The organism is Pseudoalteromonas sp. Angola-4 (genome assembly GCF_028599265.1).
In the GTDB taxonomy this organism is placed as follows: domain Bacteria; phylum Pseudomonadota; class Gammaproteobacteria; order Enterobacterales; family Alteromonadaceae; genus Pseudoalteromonas; species Pseudoalteromonas atlantica.
The window spans coordinates 22,618-39,328 of the sequence record NZ_JAQREK010000027.1 but is presented as its reverse complement, the minus strand read 5'-3'; the positions used below and the strand labels follow the sequence as shown (position 1 = coordinate 39,328).

General features: G+C 35.2%; 15 protein-coding genes. 3 read left to right on the top strand and 12 right to left on the bottom strand.

What is annotated here, in order from left to right:
- The coding region (locus tag PSH48_RS19590) for an integrase core domain-containing protein (protein ID WP_273611334.1) at nucleotides 1-236 on the top strand (236 nt) is incomplete at its 5' end.
- A gap of 409 nt (nucleotides 237-645) precedes the next feature.
- Here the strand turns inward: PSH48_RS19590 and PSH48_RS19585 are convergent.
- The 12 genes from PSH48_RS19585 to galU form a co-directional block, all read right to left on the bottom strand.
- Nucleotides 646-1,380, bottom strand: a complete 735-nt coding sequence (locus PSH48_RS19585) for a WecB/TagA/CpsF family glycosyltransferase (protein ID WP_273612182.1) — start codon at nucleotides 1,378-1,380, stop codon at nucleotides 646-648.
- 14 nt (nucleotides 1,381-1,394) lie between these two features.
- On the bottom strand, nucleotides 1,395-2,591 hold the full coding sequence (locus tag PSH48_RS19580; protein WP_273612181.1) for an aspartate-semialdehyde dehydrogenase: 1,197 nt from the start codon (nucleotides 2,589-2,591) through the stop codon (nucleotides 1,395-1,397).
- Nucleotides 2,588-3,040, bottom strand: a complete 453-nt coding sequence (locus PSH48_RS19575) for a serine O-acetyltransferase (RefSeq protein WP_138626413.1) — start codon at nucleotides 3,038-3,040, stop codon at nucleotides 2,588-2,590. The genes PSH48_RS19580 and PSH48_RS19575 overlap by 4 nt, the downstream gene beginning before the upstream one ends.
- The gene (locus PSH48_RS19570) at nucleotides 3,040-4,530 is read right to left on the bottom strand and encodes a hypothetical protein (protein ID WP_273612180.1); all 1,491 of its coding nucleotides are present in this window, start codon (nucleotides 4,528-4,530) and stop codon (nucleotides 3,040-3,042) included. The genes PSH48_RS19575 and PSH48_RS19570 overlap by 1 nt, the downstream gene beginning before the upstream one ends.
- Before the next feature lie 2 nt (nucleotides 4,531-4,532).
- On the bottom strand, nucleotides 4,533-5,858 hold the full coding sequence (locus PSH48_RS19565; RefSeq protein WP_273612179.1) for a phenylacetate--CoA ligase family protein: 1,326 nt from the start codon (nucleotides 5,856-5,858) through the stop codon (nucleotides 4,533-4,535).
- Nucleotides 5,851-7,002, bottom strand: coding sequence for a glycosyltransferase family 4 protein (locus tag PSH48_RS19560; RefSeq protein ID WP_273612178.1), 1,152 nt, complete (start codon nucleotides 7,000-7,002; stop codon nucleotides 5,851-5,853). The genes PSH48_RS19565 and PSH48_RS19560 overlap by 8 nt, the downstream gene beginning before the upstream one ends.
- The gene (locus PSH48_RS19555; protein WP_273612177.1) at nucleotides 6,992-8,188 is read right to left on the bottom strand and encodes an O-antigen ligase family protein; all 1,197 of its coding nucleotides are present in this window, start codon (nucleotides 8,186-8,188) and stop codon (nucleotides 6,992-6,994) included. Before PSH48_RS19555 ends, PSH48_RS19560 begins: the two co-directional genes overlap by 11 nt.
- A complete protein-coding gene (locus PSH48_RS19550) occupies nucleotides 8,189-9,403 on the bottom strand; it encodes a hypothetical protein (RefSeq protein WP_273612176.1) in 1,215 nt (404 codons plus the stop codon).
- The gene (locus PSH48_RS19545) at nucleotides 9,393-10,310 is read right to left on the bottom strand and encodes a glycosyltransferase family 2 protein (protein ID WP_273612175.1); all 918 of its coding nucleotides are present in this window, start codon (nucleotides 10,308-10,310) and stop codon (nucleotides 9,393-9,395) included. The genes PSH48_RS19550 and PSH48_RS19545 overlap by 11 nt, the downstream gene beginning before the upstream one ends.
- Nucleotides 10,311-10,375: 65 nt before the next feature.
- Complete coding sequence (gene wecC, locus PSH48_RS19540) at nucleotides 10,376-11,626, bottom strand: UDP-N-acetyl-D-mannosamine dehydrogenase (RefSeq protein WP_273612174.1); 1,251 nt, start codon at nucleotides 11,624-11,626, stop codon at nucleotides 10,376-10,378.
- Nucleotides 11,627-11,659: 33 nt separating this feature from the next.
- Nucleotides 11,660-12,793: a non-hydrolyzing UDP-N-acetylglucosamine 2-epimerase gene (wecB, locus tag PSH48_RS19535; RefSeq protein ID WP_273612173.1), complete on the bottom strand. Its 1,134-nt coding sequence runs from the start codon at nucleotides 12,791-12,793 to the stop codon at nucleotides 11,660-11,662.
- 29 nt (nucleotides 12,794-12,822) lie between these two features.
- Nucleotides 12,823-13,722 (bottom strand): UTP--glucose-1-phosphate uridylyltransferase GalU, encoded by a 900-nt coding sequence (gene galU / locus PSH48_RS19530; RefSeq protein ID WP_273612172.1) that lies wholly within the window; start codon nucleotides 13,720-13,722, stop codon nucleotides 12,823-12,825.
- Nucleotides 13,723-14,018: 296 nt separating this feature from the next.
- Here galU and PSH48_RS19525 point away from each other — a divergent pair, with 296 nt between their 5' ends.
- Nucleotides 14,019-14,675, top strand: a complete 657-nt coding sequence (locus tag PSH48_RS19525; RefSeq protein WP_273612171.1) for a transglutaminase-like cysteine peptidase — start codon at nucleotides 14,019-14,021, stop codon at nucleotides 14,673-14,675.
- A gap of 25 nt (nucleotides 14,676-14,700) precedes the next feature.
- Nucleotides 14,701-16,701, top strand: a complete 2,001-nt coding sequence (locus PSH48_RS19520) for a bifunctional diguanylate cyclase/phosphodiesterase (RefSeq protein ID WP_273612170.1) — start codon at nucleotides 14,701-14,703, stop codon at nucleotides 16,699-16,701.
- Nucleotides 16,702-16,711: the final 10 nt, after the last annotated feature.

Below are 16,711 nucleotides of genomic sequence, written 5' to 3'. Positions count from 1 at the left end.
GTGTGGGTGACTCTTATGACAATGCATTGGCTGAAACAATAAATGGATTATTTAAAACAGAGATTATTCGCAGAAATGGCCCGTGGAAGAATGTTGATGCTGTTGAATACGCAACGTTAGAGTGGGTCAATTGGTTTAATAATCAACGCTTATTATCTTCAATTGGGTATATTTCACCAGCTCAATATGAAACAGACTACTATGATAATTTAAACGAGTCAGGTAAAGTGGCCTGACTTAAACAAACTGGTCTCCGATGAACTCGGGGCGATTCACTCACCAGGCTCTAGCAAGTCTGTATAATCAATAAGTTACATTATAATTAAATGCACAAAATTGAATGGACTCAAAAAAACCAGCAATAATGAATGAGTCAGTGTTAATTACTTGTATTTTAATATTTGCATAATCAGAGGTGGCTAATTTTATTATAGAAGTGTGTTATTGCTTTGAATTAGTCTTTAAATAATTAGGGCGATATGATTGTGAAGGTGGTTTTTATGAGATAAAAAGCCACCCACTCATACTTAAAATTTAAAAAATGCGCCTATGTAAATGCACTAAATGATTAATTTATAATAAGTACTGGTTTTAGTTTGCATAGAAGATAGCAGACTATTCAAGCTGCCAAGGTTGATACTGGCTTTAAAAACTTCTCAATTTAGCCTTTATGAGTAACCATGCAAACTTTGAATTTGTGACTAAGTAACGTCTCCACATTCTACTAGGCTCTTGTATTACTCTGTAAAGCCATTCTAAACCAGTTTTTTGCATCCACTGAGGTGCACGCTTTACTTTACCTGCTACAACATCAAATGTACCGCCAACCCCCATTACAAAGTCAACACCTAGCTTGTCTTGCCATTTGTTAATGAAATTTTCTTTTTTAGGCGAGGTAATCGCTACAAATAGTAATTTTGCGCCCGACTCGCGAATTTTAGTAACTATGGCTTCTTCAGCTTCCCAAAAGTAGCCATTGTTAAACCCTGCAATATTTAAATTAGGATTTTGTGCTTTAACTTTATCTACCGTTTTGCTTACCACCTCTTCGGTGGCACCCAGTAAAAACACAGGAAAGTCGCGTTTGGCACTCATGGCTAATAATTCATGAAATAAGTCAACCCCAGCTACACGTTCTGGTACAGCGTGTCCTAAAAAACGCGCACCAAACACAACGCCCATACCATCAATATTAATTACCTCACAGGCTTTAACCGACTCAGCTAAAACAGGATCTTTTTGCATGTTCACAATTTTTGCTACATTAACAACAACATGCTGTAAAAATTGCTTTTGCTCAATTCTATTTTCGATAAAAGACACCGTTTCTTGCATTGTGGCAATATCCATAGGTGCTTTTAAAAATTCAATACGTTTCATGTTAAATCCGTTTTTTAAAGTTGTTCAATAGGTGCATTTTTGGTGCTATTCATTTTTTGACGATTAAAATAAGCAAATGAATAATATACCCACGCTTGCGTCCAACGTATGTAATCTACCTTATTGGTAAAATACTTATTTTTTTGATAAATAAAACGCTGCTTTTTAGGCATATATAGGGTTTTAATAGAGCGGTTTATTACTTTTTCGGCCATCGTAAAGTCATCTGGCGTTTTACCTACTTTTAATAATGTAAAAACAGCTTGCGATACACTGTGCATATCGAGTGGGTAGCGATTATTATTGTAATATTTTGCAGTGCCATCTTGCTCAAATAGATGCGTTTTATAATAAGTAAGTCCTTTAGCAATTGCAGATTCAAACTCATCAGTTTGTAATTCATCACTCAGTAAGCGAAGTGCCTCTAGGTTATAACCAGTATGAAAGCCATCAATAAACTGGTGATGATGGCGAGTTCCATATACCCATGAGCCATCAGCATCCTGCTCGCTTACCGACTGTCTAGCAGCATTTAAAGCAAGCTGTTTGTAGTGCTGGTTGTTAGTCAGCACGGCAACTTTTGCAACCCATGCTGCGCCCCAAAGACTGGCATTATGTACAAATGCAGTCTCACCCGGTATGTAGCCAAAAAATTGCCTGCCATCACATTCTTTATATAATGTTTTTACAATAAAGTGCGCACTATCAATTGCAGGTTCTAAATATTTACTTTCATCAGTAACTTCGCTTAGTGCATATAGAGCCTGAGCAACATAAATAGTAGTAATTACGTTTGGCTTACCTTTAGGTACAAAAAACGCACGAGCATTCCAATCAAAATGATAGCCCCAACAACTATGCTGCCAAATAGTTTTATCACTTTGCTGAGTTAACAGCCAATCAGCTAGCTCTATGGCCTCATGTAAGTACTTTTGCTCATTGGTGGCTTTATAGTCTTCCAATAACCCCAAAATAAATAAACCAATGCCTTTTGGGTTACGCTTCTTGGGCACACCAAATAAGAACCTTAAATTTATTGCAGAGCGCTTATGAAACTGTATCCACGCCAGACCAACCAGCCCTTTTTTAAAACTGGGAAACCAATTAAAAAACTTACTATTGAGTCCATCGAAAGGATCCTGTCCTGCGTAATTTGATTTTCTTACGTCACGTATTAACTTTTTAGTTATGACTTGTATGCTATCTGTCATAAAATTTCACCAAGCTCATCCCAGATTGACTTATCAATTTTCTTTAACACTTTACCAGGAGACCCTGCTACAATTGAATTTGAAGGGATATCACTTACAACAACTGAATTAGCACCAATTATAACGTTATCACCTATGGTTATATCACCTAAAATTCGAGAACCTGCACCTATATAAACATCGTTTCCAATCACTGGGCAAGATTCTCTCAGTTTTCTACCTATTGTGATCCCTTGTCCTATACATACGCGCTCACCAATTATGGCTTTTTTATGTATTACGCAGCCGATACCACCATACATAAAACGGCTACCCTTACCAATTTTTACTGAGCTAGGAACAACAGAATTAAATAAAATAAAAATTATAACTTTAATTACAGGTTGTATTATTGGAATATTTTTTTTAAATGCCCAATGCGTAATATTATAAAAATTAATTAAATTCATTATGCTAACTTTGCTCCAAATCGGCTTTTAAATTTATACCTTAGTTTATCTATCACACTGAATAAAGTACTTCCTTTGAGGTAAGCTTTTAACTCTGCTAATAGTGAGCTTTGTGGATTTATGGGGATCGTATTTAACTCAGGCGCTAGTGTGTCAACCAACTGTCTAAATAGTTGATTATTAGTGTAAGTTGTAAATTTTGGGTTTAAACAGATCATTTGCTCTATTATTGAATGAGTGGCAAATGGGTTAACTTCTTCAAAGGCAATATCTGACTCTGCGTTGGCAACTGCTCCCCAATTACCTAGCCTTTGCTCAAAATAATATAATGTATTTATTGGATAACTTGCTGCAAACTCATGTTTTTTGATATCAGTTATCCATTTATGTGTGACTGTATTTGCATAGCTAGAATTTATACATTGGTATTTGTAACACAAGAAATTAGCATCGGTGTTAAACATATGCGCACCGTATACAGAACGCCCATACTCTCCAACTCCACAAATATTTATGCGATTGTGTAAATGTTTGGAATAATAATAAACTTCTGGTAGGCGTTTAGGTAGTGCATAAAAAACAGAGGCAAAATAATTTTCTTTAAACTCATCCGGTATATTATCAAGTGATTCAAAACTTTTATGCACATTAAAATTTACATTTAACGCATCACATACTTTTTTCCCTATTACAATATCTGAATCCTCAGTGTCCATAAAAGATAGTGTATCTACAAAATAATAAACATCACCTTTAATAGCTTTGGATGCCGCAGCCATTATTCGACTGTCGTTACCTGCAGTTACTGCTATTGAAAGGGGTGATACCTCAGAAAAAGCCTTGAGTAATAGTTGTAATTCTCGAGCTATGTTTTCTACAGCATTTTCAAACTTTTCAATTGTAAATTTTTTCCAAGGCCAATACCTGGTAATATCGAAAGAATTTAAATTTAAAGCATGGTTTGGTAATACCTTATTTATTTCGTTAAATGGCGTTTCATTACCAACCCATGCATTACCATTTCCTTTTTTAGGAAATACTTCTTTGTAAAAATTTTCGGCACGTTTGTTTTTTGTAACATTTAAACCGCTATGTTTAAGTAAATTAATATCTGTTGCAATTTGCTTTGTTTGAACGCAGTAATTTATTTGTGCAAGCGAGGTGGCGTCCGCTCTAAGGAACGCCCCATCCATGCCAATGTACAATAGATAATAACGACCACAACAACGAGATAACTTTTGATTTATTAGCCCAAATGTAGCCTCATTGTTGCAATCACTTAATAAAGCCTCTAAATTAAATTTTGTTTGCTCAGGATGTACAATTGTGCCAATAACCATACATTCAAAAGTTTTACTTTTATAATAATTTACCTCATTTAATTCATGATAATAAACATCGTAATTATCAATAAGTGTATGTTTAAACCCACAAGGGACTTGTATGCTTTTAGTTTCTTTATGATTTATTAATATTTGTCTGCTAAACATTATCAAGGCTCCACACTGTAAATTACTTGTCTAAACTTCCCATTTTTTGTTCTTGGTATGCGGTCAACAGTTATCACGTCGACTTCCATATCTTGTCCTAAGTATTGTTTAACATTTTTTATAAGCTGCGCCTTTGAGGTCATATTAAAATTACTACCAACAACAACTTTAGCAATTAGTTTCAGTTTGTGTGTTTGTTCTAACTGTAATTCAATTAATCCGGTAACGTCTTTTGGAATATGATTAAAAATTGTTACTTTGTTACCATTTGAAGCTACTAAATAATCACCTGCTCGCCCTTTAATACCTCCTACTTTTTTAAAGGGTAGCCCGCATAAACAAGGGCTATAGTTTAAATCTATATCAATAAATTCATCACCTGTGTTGTATCGAATAAGAGGCATGGCTTTATTATGAAACCCGGTTGCCAAAAGTTGATTATTTTGATCAAATTCGTAATAACCATAATCCTCGATTAAGTGTTGATAACCTTTTCTGCAAGTACCTACAGTCGCAACTCTTTCACTTAGGCCATACCAGCTATAAACCTTAGAATTAAAAACACGCTCTATTAATGAAGACTCCTCTTTAGTAAAAGACTCTGAAGAGAGTATTATTGCATTTATTGGTGTTTCTATTTTATGCTCAGATGCATCAATAAGATGTGCTAATAAACATATTGAAGAAGGGTACGCTTGTATAAGTTGAGGTTTATAACTGTTAATTTTATCTACATATTGCGCTATGGTATTGGCATTTATATGATAAACAGACATCATTAGCATATTATCAACAATATTTCTTCGCCAAAACGGCGCATTAGATTGTTCTAGCGGTACAATTAAATCAGCTCTTAACCATAATTTTCTGTCCGTAGGTTTTAAACCCGTCCACGTTATTTGGCGTGCTGATTGAGCATGGTCTTCAATTATAGCCATTAAATTAGCCTTTAACTGAAGGGGCTTGCCCGTTGTACCACCAGTCTGAGATTTAAAAAAATACTTGATATTTTTATCATTACTGATGAAACGACTCGGCATCTCTCTAATATTATCCTTGAGGATAACTGGAAAGTCTTCAATTTTGCTTGAATTTATACTTTGATAAAAATCACAGTGTTTTTTTGCATAATCTAATTGTTCTGTTAAAAGTTTTTTATTTAACGCAGTTAATTCTTCTCGTGACAATTCTGCGTTTTCCAACAGCTCTTTAAAACGGTTTTTGTATAGGTAATTTTCTCTAAGCGCTTTATATATTAGAGCCTTAATATTGATTAGTAACTCTTGTATTAATACTGGCGCCTTTTTGTAAAGCTTGCTTTTATACATTAGCCATAACACCAAGAGCTTTAGCCATTGAGCTTAATTGATTACTAATACTAGCTTCATTATTAACCGTTTTTAAAGCCTCCTGTGACATTCCAGATTTTGTTGCGGCATTAAGTCCTTCACTATCAATAAATGTAGTCCATTGATCTATTGAAAACTCATCAAACATTTTTCCATTTACGCCATCTTTTAAATAATTGATCTCAGGGCTATGAAATGAAATTTTTTCAGTTAATACCGGTAAACCTGCACTAAAGGCGTGCACTATAGCTAAACCTACATAACCTGGCATGATGAACCAGTCAGCACTTTTAAAAATTACCGCCAATTTAGTTTCATCAAAAATTTCACCTAAAAAGTGGGAATTTAAGTCAGCGTTTTCACTCATAGATTTCCATTGGTCAAACATCTCACCATTACCTACAACTATTATGGCAACATCTGCTTTATGCTTACTTTTTGCCAATGCGCTTATAAAATGATTTAATCGTTTACCTTCTCTCAATCTTCCTGAAAATAAATACACCGTTTTGTTATGTAGCGAATACTGAGTTTTAAAATCCTCGACTTGTAGATTAGTTACAGGTAAATAACTGGCCAATAATTTTTCTGTATTGAGTGTATTAGGTGCTACAAAAATTTTATGCTCTTTTATACCTTGCTCGACCAAATATTGTTTGCCCGGTGCAGAGAATGTAATAATTGAATCCCCTTTGGAAATACACCAATTAATAATAGTAACTCGAATTCTTTCTAGGTGTTTTCTTATACCGGTATTAGGTCTTTGGCAATGGTCATAGCCATGAGTCCAATAAACTAATTTAGTTCGTGTTAGCTTACAAAACAAAGCTAAGGTTAATTCGGTAATATTTGAACTGTTTGGTAACGCTAACACTACCGATGGTTTTTCTTTTACAATAAATTTATACACATAAGGAAATAAACTTAAGCTTCCAATGTATTTGAATATATTCAAGCATTTGAGATATCTAAGTTTATTAGTTGGAATTATATAATCTTTAATATCACTTTGAGTTATTACATCAACCTCACAATCAAACCTAGCAGTTAACTCGGTTAAAATTTCGTTTCTATATCTTTGCCAACTAGCATCCTTTGAAACAAACAAAATTTTATTTGTCATTTTTTAAACCTTTTTTAATTGAGGATAAGTAAAGTAATATATATAACACCCAAACAAGGTTGTTACTTCTAAAAAAGTCTGTTTCCATAAATGAGTGAACTGTAATAAACAATAAAAAAGCTATGTATAAATAATTAGAGCGACTTATTAATACTAAACTATGAATTTTAAATAAAATAAAAATTGCTAAGCCAACAAATCCGAGCATTACCCAAATATCTAAGTACGAATTATGTGACTGGTTTAATTTAGTTATAAAAGCGTCATAATCAGCACCATAGAGAATACTGAGCCCTTCTTCTCCTATTCCCCAGAAAGCCCTATATCCAACGCCAAACCATTCAAAATCTTGCATTTCAGAAAGTATAAACTCCCAGATAATAGCTCTTCCGGTAAAATCTAAACCGAGTTCTGTCAGCGTTTGAGTATCTGTGATAAGTAACATAGTAAAAATAGCTAAAGCCCCTCCCCAAATACATAAAATAAACGGCAAGGCGTTAATTCTTTTGTGTCTAAACAAAAACAAAGCATATGTAAAGGAGATGAGTGTTAAAGCTAAGGATGTTTTTGACTTAGTTATTACTAATAAAAGAAATAATCCTAACAGAATGGCATAATTTATTTTGGTTTTATTTTTCTCAATAAAAACATCAAAAAGTAAAACTAAAGATGATAATGCATAAATATAGCCTGCGGTATTTTTATGGCCATGTATAGAACGAAACCCTATATCTTGCCACGCAAATGAAAACGGTAAGCTAATTATTCCGACAAGCAAAACTATAATTGCAAAAAGCTTCAAAACTGAAAATATTTTCTCAAAGTCTAAGTGGCAAACTATTGCGAGTAAAAAAGAAAAAATAAATACTTGTTGTAAGAGTCTCGTAAAAGAAGTTGTAGGAATATCTGACCAAAAACAAGATAGTAAGGCAAAAAAAATCAACATAAGCATTGGTATTGATTTTATTAATACCAATTTTGCGGTCATCGCCTTTTGATATAAATATAAAATTGATATTAAAAAAGATGTTAGCATAACTAGCCTATTAACCATATTAGAAGACACCTCTAAATCGGTTACCCAGTCATCACTTCTTACTATTAAAGACGGTGAAAATAATCCTGCCGAATTAAGTAAAAATATTAAAAGTAAAAAAAAGAGAATATCGTTTCGGCTAACCTTCATTTAAAACACCGTGTTTTTTATTCTAACTTGAGTATTAAATACATGTAATAACTCACCTAAAACAAAACCAATTACAATACCTATAGCTTCAAAATAAAAGCCAAGTAACGTTGATAATAAAACACCCAAAAATGAAACTTCAACCCCCATTAAAGCCATGTATTTAAAGTCTTCCGATACAATTAATATATTGCTATTTGAAAACTTAAAGGACTGAATTAAACAAGCTAAGAACCAAGTTAGTAATATCCATAAATTAATAGTCACTTTCAACAGAGCTTCTATTAAAGGCAATGCAATTAATACTAATGATAAATAACATAAGACAAAAACTATCATTATTGCTGTCGTTTTCTTAGATTTATCTCTTAGTTGTTTTTTATCTATGCTAAAAAGCTTTGCCCACTGAGGTTTTTCAGCCATATAAATCCCTGACGCAACTAAATTAATTGGCATAATAATTAAACGAGAAACAGCTAATGCAGCAGTTGCCTCTAAACCAACAATTAATGTGGCTAAATAAGTATAACTGTTATTTTGAGCCCAAGTTGCTAGCGAACCTACAGAAGACCAACGACCAACATCCACTATATCATTCAGAGTACTTTTTATCTCAGCGGCACTCGGGACAGTAAACTTACACCTGTATATTAAAATAATTAAACCAATCACGCCTGACAGGGCTATAACTGAATATATATATGACAACTTGACAACTTTAAAATCAACTAATATGGGCGCAATCAACCCCAGCAAAGTAACCATAAAAGATATCAATGCTGAAATAACTATAAGTTTTCTTCTATCAAAAACATAATTATAAATTCGAAAAAGCTCTCTTGATAAGTAAAAAACAAATGCGAGATAAACTGAAATAACTAAAAAGATATTGAGCTTAAACATTAAAAAAATGACAGGTACTAAGAATATTAAATAAACAACGTTTGCAACATAACACAGTGAAGATGCTTTATTTAACTTAGTTTTATGAACATTAATTTTGGCATATTTTACTGACAAGGTTGTATTTAAAAATGCATTTTGTAAGGTGGAAAGCAGCATCAACATTGAGAAAATGTTCATATAAATAGCGTAATTTGAATCACCTAGTTCCCTTATTACAAACAGTGACAATATAAAGTTTGATGCACTCAGTGCTGCAACATCAATAACACCGCATAGTTTAAGGGTTTTGGTCCATATTTTACTCGCCATACATATAGACCGCTTTACCAATAAGCCCTTCTACTTGGCCTAAACGAGCTATTGACCTAATTAGTAAAGGGGTTCCATAATACTTATTTGTTAGTAATGAAATAATATAACCTAGCCCGACTCCAATCAAACCGCTTATTAACTTAACAAGCACAAGCGTTAATTTATTTCCCAAACTCATATCATCCGCTCTAATTTTTATATAAGTTTGTCCGCCTCTCCTAGCACGTAAAGTAGCATATGTTAGGTTTGCACGTTCAACAGCCAAGTACTCAAAAGCTTCGGCTTCATTGCACCAGATAAACTTTGCATTAAAAGCCTTACAACGATAAAAATAATTAGAGTCTTCACCCCCAGAACGACCATACTCAGGATCAAATAGACCAACTTTTTTAATTGTTTCAATTGAAACAAATGCATTTCCAGTATTACCTGTTGAAAGCTTTTTACCTGTTATATGACGAGCACGCTCAAAAATTTTTGATGCTAAAACCCAACGAGGGGTATTTGGATAATAAACGGTAATTACAGGCCCAATAATAATGTCTGGTTTATATTTCAAATAACTCTTTTCCAACTCTACAAAGTAAGAAGTACCTATAAACTCATCGTCATCTAAGAAAAGAATAAAATCAGCCGATGTTTCCAATCCCATCGCTAAACAAGCATTCCTAACAATGGAGATGTTACGAGAAGACTCGGCTAGATAATTAATATTGATTTCATCATTGTTGAACTCAGAAATTACAGGTTTGGCACTCTCTTCAATATCATTGTCTACAATTAGAATTGATAACTTAAATATTGAAGGTTTCATAGCTTCAAATATTGATATCAATAATTTTTTAAGCAATTCAGGTCTTCTGTATGTACAAATGCTAATCTGAACATTTTTAATATTTGACAATTAATTACCCTTATTAGCTAAGTAATAAAATCATTCTTATTATTCAAATAATAAGAAACAATACCTTATAAAATACCGCGAGTATCAATAACAACTTTTGATGCGAACTCTGTTTTATCTGCTGCTTTAAATTGTTTATGATCAACTAACACTACAACCACATTCGCTTGCTCTAGTGCGCTTTCTAGCGATACTAAACTTACATTTTTATCAGCAAGGTTGGCTGGTAGCTTTGCAATATTTGGCTCTACCGCTAGTATTTCACCAATATTTTTTGCTGCTAACTCTTCAACAATATTTAATGCTGGGCTCTCACGAAGATCGTCAATATCGGCTTTAAATGAAAGGCCTAGGCATGCAATAACTGGACGTTTAAATTCATCAGCGGCTTTTGCTACTTTTTCGATTACGTAAAATGGTTTTGCATCGTTAGTTAAGCGCGCTTGCTTAATTATTTTTGCTTCGTCTGGGCAACTTGCAACAATAAACCAAGGATCAACCGCAATACAGTGGCCGCCAACACCTGGGCCTGGGTTTAAAATATTTACACGCGGGTGACGATTAGCAAGCTTAATAAGCTCCCACACATTAATTTTTAATTTGTCACAAATTACCGACAATTCATTGGCAAAGGCAATGTTTACATCGCGAAATGAGTTTTCGGTTAACTTAGCCATTTCAGCAGTACGAGCATTGGTAATAATACACTCGCCGCGCACAAAAGTTTCGTATAATTTAACGGCTTTTTCGCTACATGCTTTACTCATACCGCCTATAACACGGTCGTTTGATACTAGCTCTTGTAGTACATAACCAGGCAATACACGCTCAGGGCAATGAGCGACATTTATATCGGCTGTATCGCCCTTATCTTGCGGGAATGTTAAATCAGGGCGCGCTTCACTTAGCCAAGCGGCTAGTTGCTCTGTTGCCCCTACTGGTGACGTACTTTCTAGAATAACTAAATTGCCTTTTTCAAGTACTGGGGCAATTGTTTTAGCTGCAGATTCTATGTAGCTTAAATCGGCTTTATGGTCACCGCTTTCGCTATGTACAAATGGTGTTGGTACTGCCACCATAAATACATCTGCTTTTTCTGGTACTGTTGTCGCTCGTAAATTACCTGTAGAAACAACACCACGTACTACGATATCTAGATCAGGCTCTACTATATGGATTTCACCTGCATTTATTGTATCTACTGCTTTTTGATTTACATCTAAACCTATTACCTGCATACCGCGCGATGCAATAACGGCCGCTGTAGGTAAACCGATATAACCTAAACCAACAACCGACACTGTTTTTATTGTCATTACTAAATCCTTGAAAAAATTTTAAACTTTATTTTAATCTTTAAAGTGTTGCTTAATTTTTGCAACAATGCGCTCACACGCTTTACCATCGCCATAAGGGTTATGTGCTCGGCTCATTGTTTGGTACTCTTGAGTGTTTGTTAGTAAGTTTTTAACTTCGCTAATAATGCGTTCTTTATTTGTACCGACTAATTTTACTGTTCCGGCTTCTACCGCCTCTGGGCGCTCTGTTGTGTCGCGCATTACAAGCACAGGCTTCCCTAGGCTTGGTGCTTCTTCTTGTACACCGCCTGAGTCGGTTACTATTATGTGTGCTTGATTCATTAAATACACAAATGGTAAGTAGTCTTGTGGTTCAATTAGATGCACATTATCAACATTTTTTAATATACGATTTACTGGTTCGCGTACATTTGGATTTAAGTGCATTGGGTAAAGCACTTGAGCCTCTGGATGAGCTGTAGCTATTTCTGCTAGTGCTTCGCAAATACGTTCAAAGCCGCCACCAAAACTTTCCCTTCTGTGCCCTGTTACTAGGATTAGCTTTTTAGTTTCGTCTAACTCTGGAAACTGTGCTTTTAATGTACTGATTAATGCGTCGTCTTTTTTTACTTTATCAACCACTTGTAAGAGTGCGTCAATTACTGTGTTGCCCGTTACAACTATATCGTTTAGATCAACACCTTCATTGAGTAAGTTTTGTTGCGACGTATCGGTTGGAGCAAAGTGAAGCTTTGTAATTGCACCTGTTAACTTGCGATTACCTTCCTCTGGCCAGGGTGATGCTAAATTGCCTGTTCTTAAGCCAGCCTCTACATGCCCTACTGGGATTTGTTGATAAAAAGCTGCAAGACTTGCGGAAAGGGTTGTACTTGTATCGCCATGAACAAGTATTAAATCGGGTTTAAATTCCTCTAAAATAGGTTTTAAGCCCAAAAGAATATTTGTAGTTACATCGTATAAACTTTGGCCTGGCTTCATTATGTTTAAGTCGTATTCTGGTGCAATTTCGAATAAATCTAAAACCTGATCTAGCATTTCACGGTGCTGGGCAGTAACACATACTTTTGCGTCAATGCCTTCTGCTTCATTTAACGCTTTAACTAGCGGTGCCATTTTAATAGCTTCAGGGCGCGTACCAAATATACTTAATATTTTAATAGCCATGACTGTCCTTAATTTAAAATAATATAATTTTAATTACTTGAAGTAAGTAACTTTTTAACCTGCTCGGTAAACTCTTTGCCCATATGGCTTGATTGCATTGCGTATTCTACATTTGCGAGCATATAACCTAGTTTAGAGCCACAGTCGTGAGATTTACCCTTAAGGTGATAAGCCTCGAGCGTTTCAAGGTGGCGTAGTTGTAGTAAGGCATCGGTAAGCTGTATTTCACCGCCCGTACCTGGTGGAGTGTATTCTAATAAGTCCCAAATAGTGGGCGATACAACATAGCGGCCTGTAATTGCTAAGTTACTTGGTGCTTCATCGTTATTTGGTTTTTCGACCATGTTTTTAATGGTCGCGTTTTCGCCAGCGTTAATTTGTTTACCCGCTAAATCGGCCACACCGTATTGATGTACTAATTCTTGTGGAACGGGTTCTACCATTACTTGGTTATAGCCTGTTTGATCAAAACGGCTGATCATTTCACTTAAGTTATCGGTTTTTAAGTTTGATTTGTATTTATCGATAATTACATCGGGGAGCATTACGGCAAACGGGTTGTTACCCACTATAGGGCGCGCAGCAAGAACTGCATGGCCTAAACCAAGTGGTGCTGATTGGCGAACAGAAATAACAGTAACGTCTTTTGGTACTATAGTGCGCACTTCTTCTAACAGGCTGCGCTTAACGCGTGCCTCTAGGGTGGCTTCTAGCTCAAAGCTGGTATCAAAATGGTTTTCTATTGAGTTTTTAGAGGCATGAGTAACGAGTACTATTTCTTTAATGCCCGCGGCTACGGCTTCGTTAACTACGTATTGAATAAGCGGCTTGTCTACTAAAGGTAGCATTTCTTTAGGAATGGCTTTTGTGGCTGGCAACATGCGCGTACCTAAGCCAGCAACAGGTAATACTGCTTTTAAAACTTTCACTTTAATTCCTTTCATTATTTTTTGTAAACAACGAAAAAGGCTAGTTTAAAAGCTAAATTCCTTTTTACGTGTATCACATGCCGTGTGAGGTTATTATTATACACAACACAATTGTGTACTCAATAAATAAAGCATCCTTTTAGATTGTTTTTTTGTTAATTTTTTATTAATAAAATTAGCGTTTAGCGCACTGTTTTAGTGCTTCTCATGCTTTTATATGATCTACCTTTTTAATGCTAACAATACTATACTAGGCTTGTTTTATTATTAGGGAATACTTACTTAAAGGAACGTGTGTGCGTTTAGGGCTTTGTATAGTATTAGTGGTTTCGTTTTTTGTATGCGCGCAAGACATGCTTATGTATTTACGCAACAGCGATATAATTGCCCGTGCGCAAAAACAATATGGTAGCGAAGGCCATGCACGTATAAAAAACTGGTTAAGTTTTATAGATGAGTCTGCTGATAAAAGTGAATGGCAAAAAATTCATTTAGTTAATAATTTTTTTAATAAGCATATTAAATATAAAACCGACGAAGACCTATGGCAGCAAAAAGACTATTGGGCTACCCCGCTCGAAAGTTTAGGCATTGGCATGGGTGACTGCGAAGACTACGTAATTGCCAAGTACTTTACTTTAATGGCCCTGGGCGTTTCTGAGGATAAAATACGGTTAATGTATGTTAGGCAAAAAACAGTTAATCAGCCCCACATGGTACTTATATACATTGAAAACCCAAACCAAGTTCCTTATGTTTTAGGTAATTTTAATACTAAGCTGCTGCCTGCTAATAAACGCCGCGATTTAACTCCTATTTATAGTTTTAACGGCCAAGGTTTGTGGTTAGCTAAATCGAAAGGCCTAGGTAATAAAGTAAAAAATAGCCGTGGTGTGTCTGCTTGGAACACGATGCTAGAGCGAATTGAACAAGGTGAGCTTGCTCCCATATAGAATAACGTTAAAGGAACTATTAGTTATGTCGTCTTTTTTTAAAAATGGCTTGAGCTTAAAAACCCAAGTTTATGGACTGATTATTGTTATTTCGGTTATTTCGTTTTTTGTACGAATAATTACCGATGTAGACACCACACGCCAGTATTTACAAACGCAAATGGCTAGCCACGCTCAAGACACCGCCACGAGTTTAGGGCTTTCTATTTCGCCTTACCTTGAAGACGACAGCATAATGATTGCGCAAACAATGGCAACGGCTATTTTTGACTCAGGTTATTATAAGCAAATAAAATTTACTAACGCTGAAAACGAGGTGGTTTTTGACCTTATAAACCCTAAACGTGTTGAGTCGGTACCTAATTGGTTTATAAGCACCGTTAAGCTTAACGCCCCAACTATGCAATCTGAGTTAAATAATGGTTGGATAATGGCGGGCATGCTTGAAGTAACAAGCCACGTTGGGCAATCGTATTTAACGCTGTGGGAGCATACCAAGCGTAGCTTATATGGATCGTTTTTATTGTTAGTAGCGTCGCTGGCTGTGGCATTTTTAATACTGCGTGCAGTATTTAAACCATTAAAAGCGGTAGAAAACCAAGCACATTTAGTGACCCGTAAACGCTTTACACTAAACAACGAAATACCGGTTGCCCGCGAACTGCGCACCGTTACTAAAGCCATTAACAATATGGTTATGAACCTGCAAAGTACGTTTGATTCGCTCACTAAGCAAACACAAGCCCTTACTGAGGAAGTTTACATAGACCCTTTAACCGGTTTGGGTAATCGTAAGTCGTTTGATAACCATTTTAATTCGGTAGTCGACTCTATTAGTGATGAGGCGCCCATTACGGCCATGATGATTACCCTACCTTCGCTTGCAAACATTAATAAAACAGTAAGCTACCAAGATGGCGATGAACATGTAAACGAAGTGGCAAATATACTTAAAACTATTTTTGGTGAGCTGACAAACGCAAAAGTATTTAGATTAAATGGCAGTACTTTTATTGCCCTTGCTCCTTACGATAGTGAGTTTTTAAATAGAACGCGCCTAGAAATTACCGATGCATTTAGCCAACACAAAAATAGCTTACATGTAAATGGCTTTGCTAACTTTGCGTTAGTAAGTGTTGATAAGAGCATGCCTGTTGGTAACGTGCTATCGGCTTTAGATACAGGCTGTACAATTGGCGATACAAACACCAAGGTAGATAAAAACACTTTATTTAGCGTTAATCAGTGGCGCTCGCTTATTCAGTCTATTTTGGCCTCTGGCGAGGTGAGTTTTTCGGTGCAACCTGTAAAACGTGCTAGCTCGCAAAACAAACAATGTTATTTTGAGGTGTTTGCTCATTTTATTTTTGAAGGTGAAAAAGTTAATAACGGGCATTTATTTGCTATGGCCGAAAAACTTAACTTAACCGAAGAGCTAGATAAAAAAATAATACGTAATTTTGTAAATGTTAAAGAGCAACACCCAAACGACGTATTTGCGCTTAACTTAAGTAAGGCCTCTTTATATTCTACTGATTTTATTGAATGGTTAACGCTTTATTCGCATACCAAACCAGTTATAAAAACTAACTTGTTATTTGAACTGCACGAAATTAGTTTACTTTATAATGTTCACATTGCCTCACAACATATAGATATAATTAAAGATATAGGCATTAACGTATGTATTGAGCATTTTGGTACTAGCCTTACCTCGTTTAGATACTTACAAGGGCTAGACATTGAGTATGTAAAAATAGATGGTAGCTACATACAAGACTTACTAGATAACAACCAAAGCAAATTTTTTATTCAAACAGTTAATAATATTTGCCACGGTTTTGGCATTAAAGTTTTAGCGTGTTTAATAGAAAAACCTGAAACATTAAAGGTACTTGAAAGCTTAGGGTGTGATGGCGTACAAGGTAATTTAATTATGCCGCCTTCTAAAGTTATTAAAACTAATAATAATGGTGCAAATAAAGAGTTTACTTTTTGCGCCGATACGCTAAAATTTTGTAATTAGATAATCTCTT

What these genes read in the sequence shown, in the direction of transcription:
- PSH48_RS19560 (WP_273612178.1), bottom strand. Translation starts at nt 7,002, where the DNA reads ATGACAAATAAAATTTTGTTTGTTTCAAAGGATGCTAGTTGGCAAAGA.
- PSH48_RS19570 (WP_273612180.1), bottom strand. Translation starts at nt 4,530, where the DNA reads ATGTTTAGCAGACAAATATTAATAAATCATAAAGAAACTAAAAGCATA.
- PSH48_RS19585 (WP_273612182.1), bottom strand. Translation starts at nt 1,380, where the DNA reads ATGAAACGTATTGAATTTTTAAAAGCACCTATGGATATTGCCACAATG.
- PSH48_RS19580 (WP_273612181.1), bottom strand. Translation starts at nt 2,591, where the DNA reads ATGACAGATAGCATACAAGTCATAACTAAAAAGTTAATACGTGACGTA.
- PSH48_RS19565 (WP_273612179.1), bottom strand. Translation starts at nt 5,858, where the DNA reads ATGTATAAAAGCAAGCTTTACAAAAAGGCGCCAGTATTAATACAAGAG.
- PSH48_RS19550 (WP_273612176.1), bottom strand. Translation starts at nt 9,403, where the DNA reads ATGGCGAGTAAAATATGGACCAAAACCCTTAAACTATGCGGTGTTATT.
- PSH48_RS19520 (WP_273612170.1), top strand. Translation starts at nt 14,701, where the DNA reads ATGTCGTCTTTTTTTAAAAATGGCTTGAGCTTAAAAACCCAAGTTTAT.
- wecB (WP_273612173.1), bottom strand. Translation starts at nt 12,793, where the DNA reads ATGGCTATTAAAATATTAAGTATATTTGGTACGCGCCCTGAAGCTATT.
- PSH48_RS19555 (WP_273612177.1), bottom strand. Translation starts at nt 8,188, where the DNA reads ATGAAGGTTAGCCGAAACGATATTCTCTTTTTTTTACTTTTAATATTT.
- PSH48_RS19575 (WP_138626413.1), bottom strand. Translation starts at nt 3,040, where the DNA reads ATGAATTTAATTAATTTTTATAATATTACGCATTGGGCATTTAAAAAA.
- wecC (WP_273612174.1), bottom strand. Translation starts at nt 11,626, where the DNA reads ATGACAATAAAAACAGTGTCGGTTGTTGGTTTAGGTTATATCGGTTTA.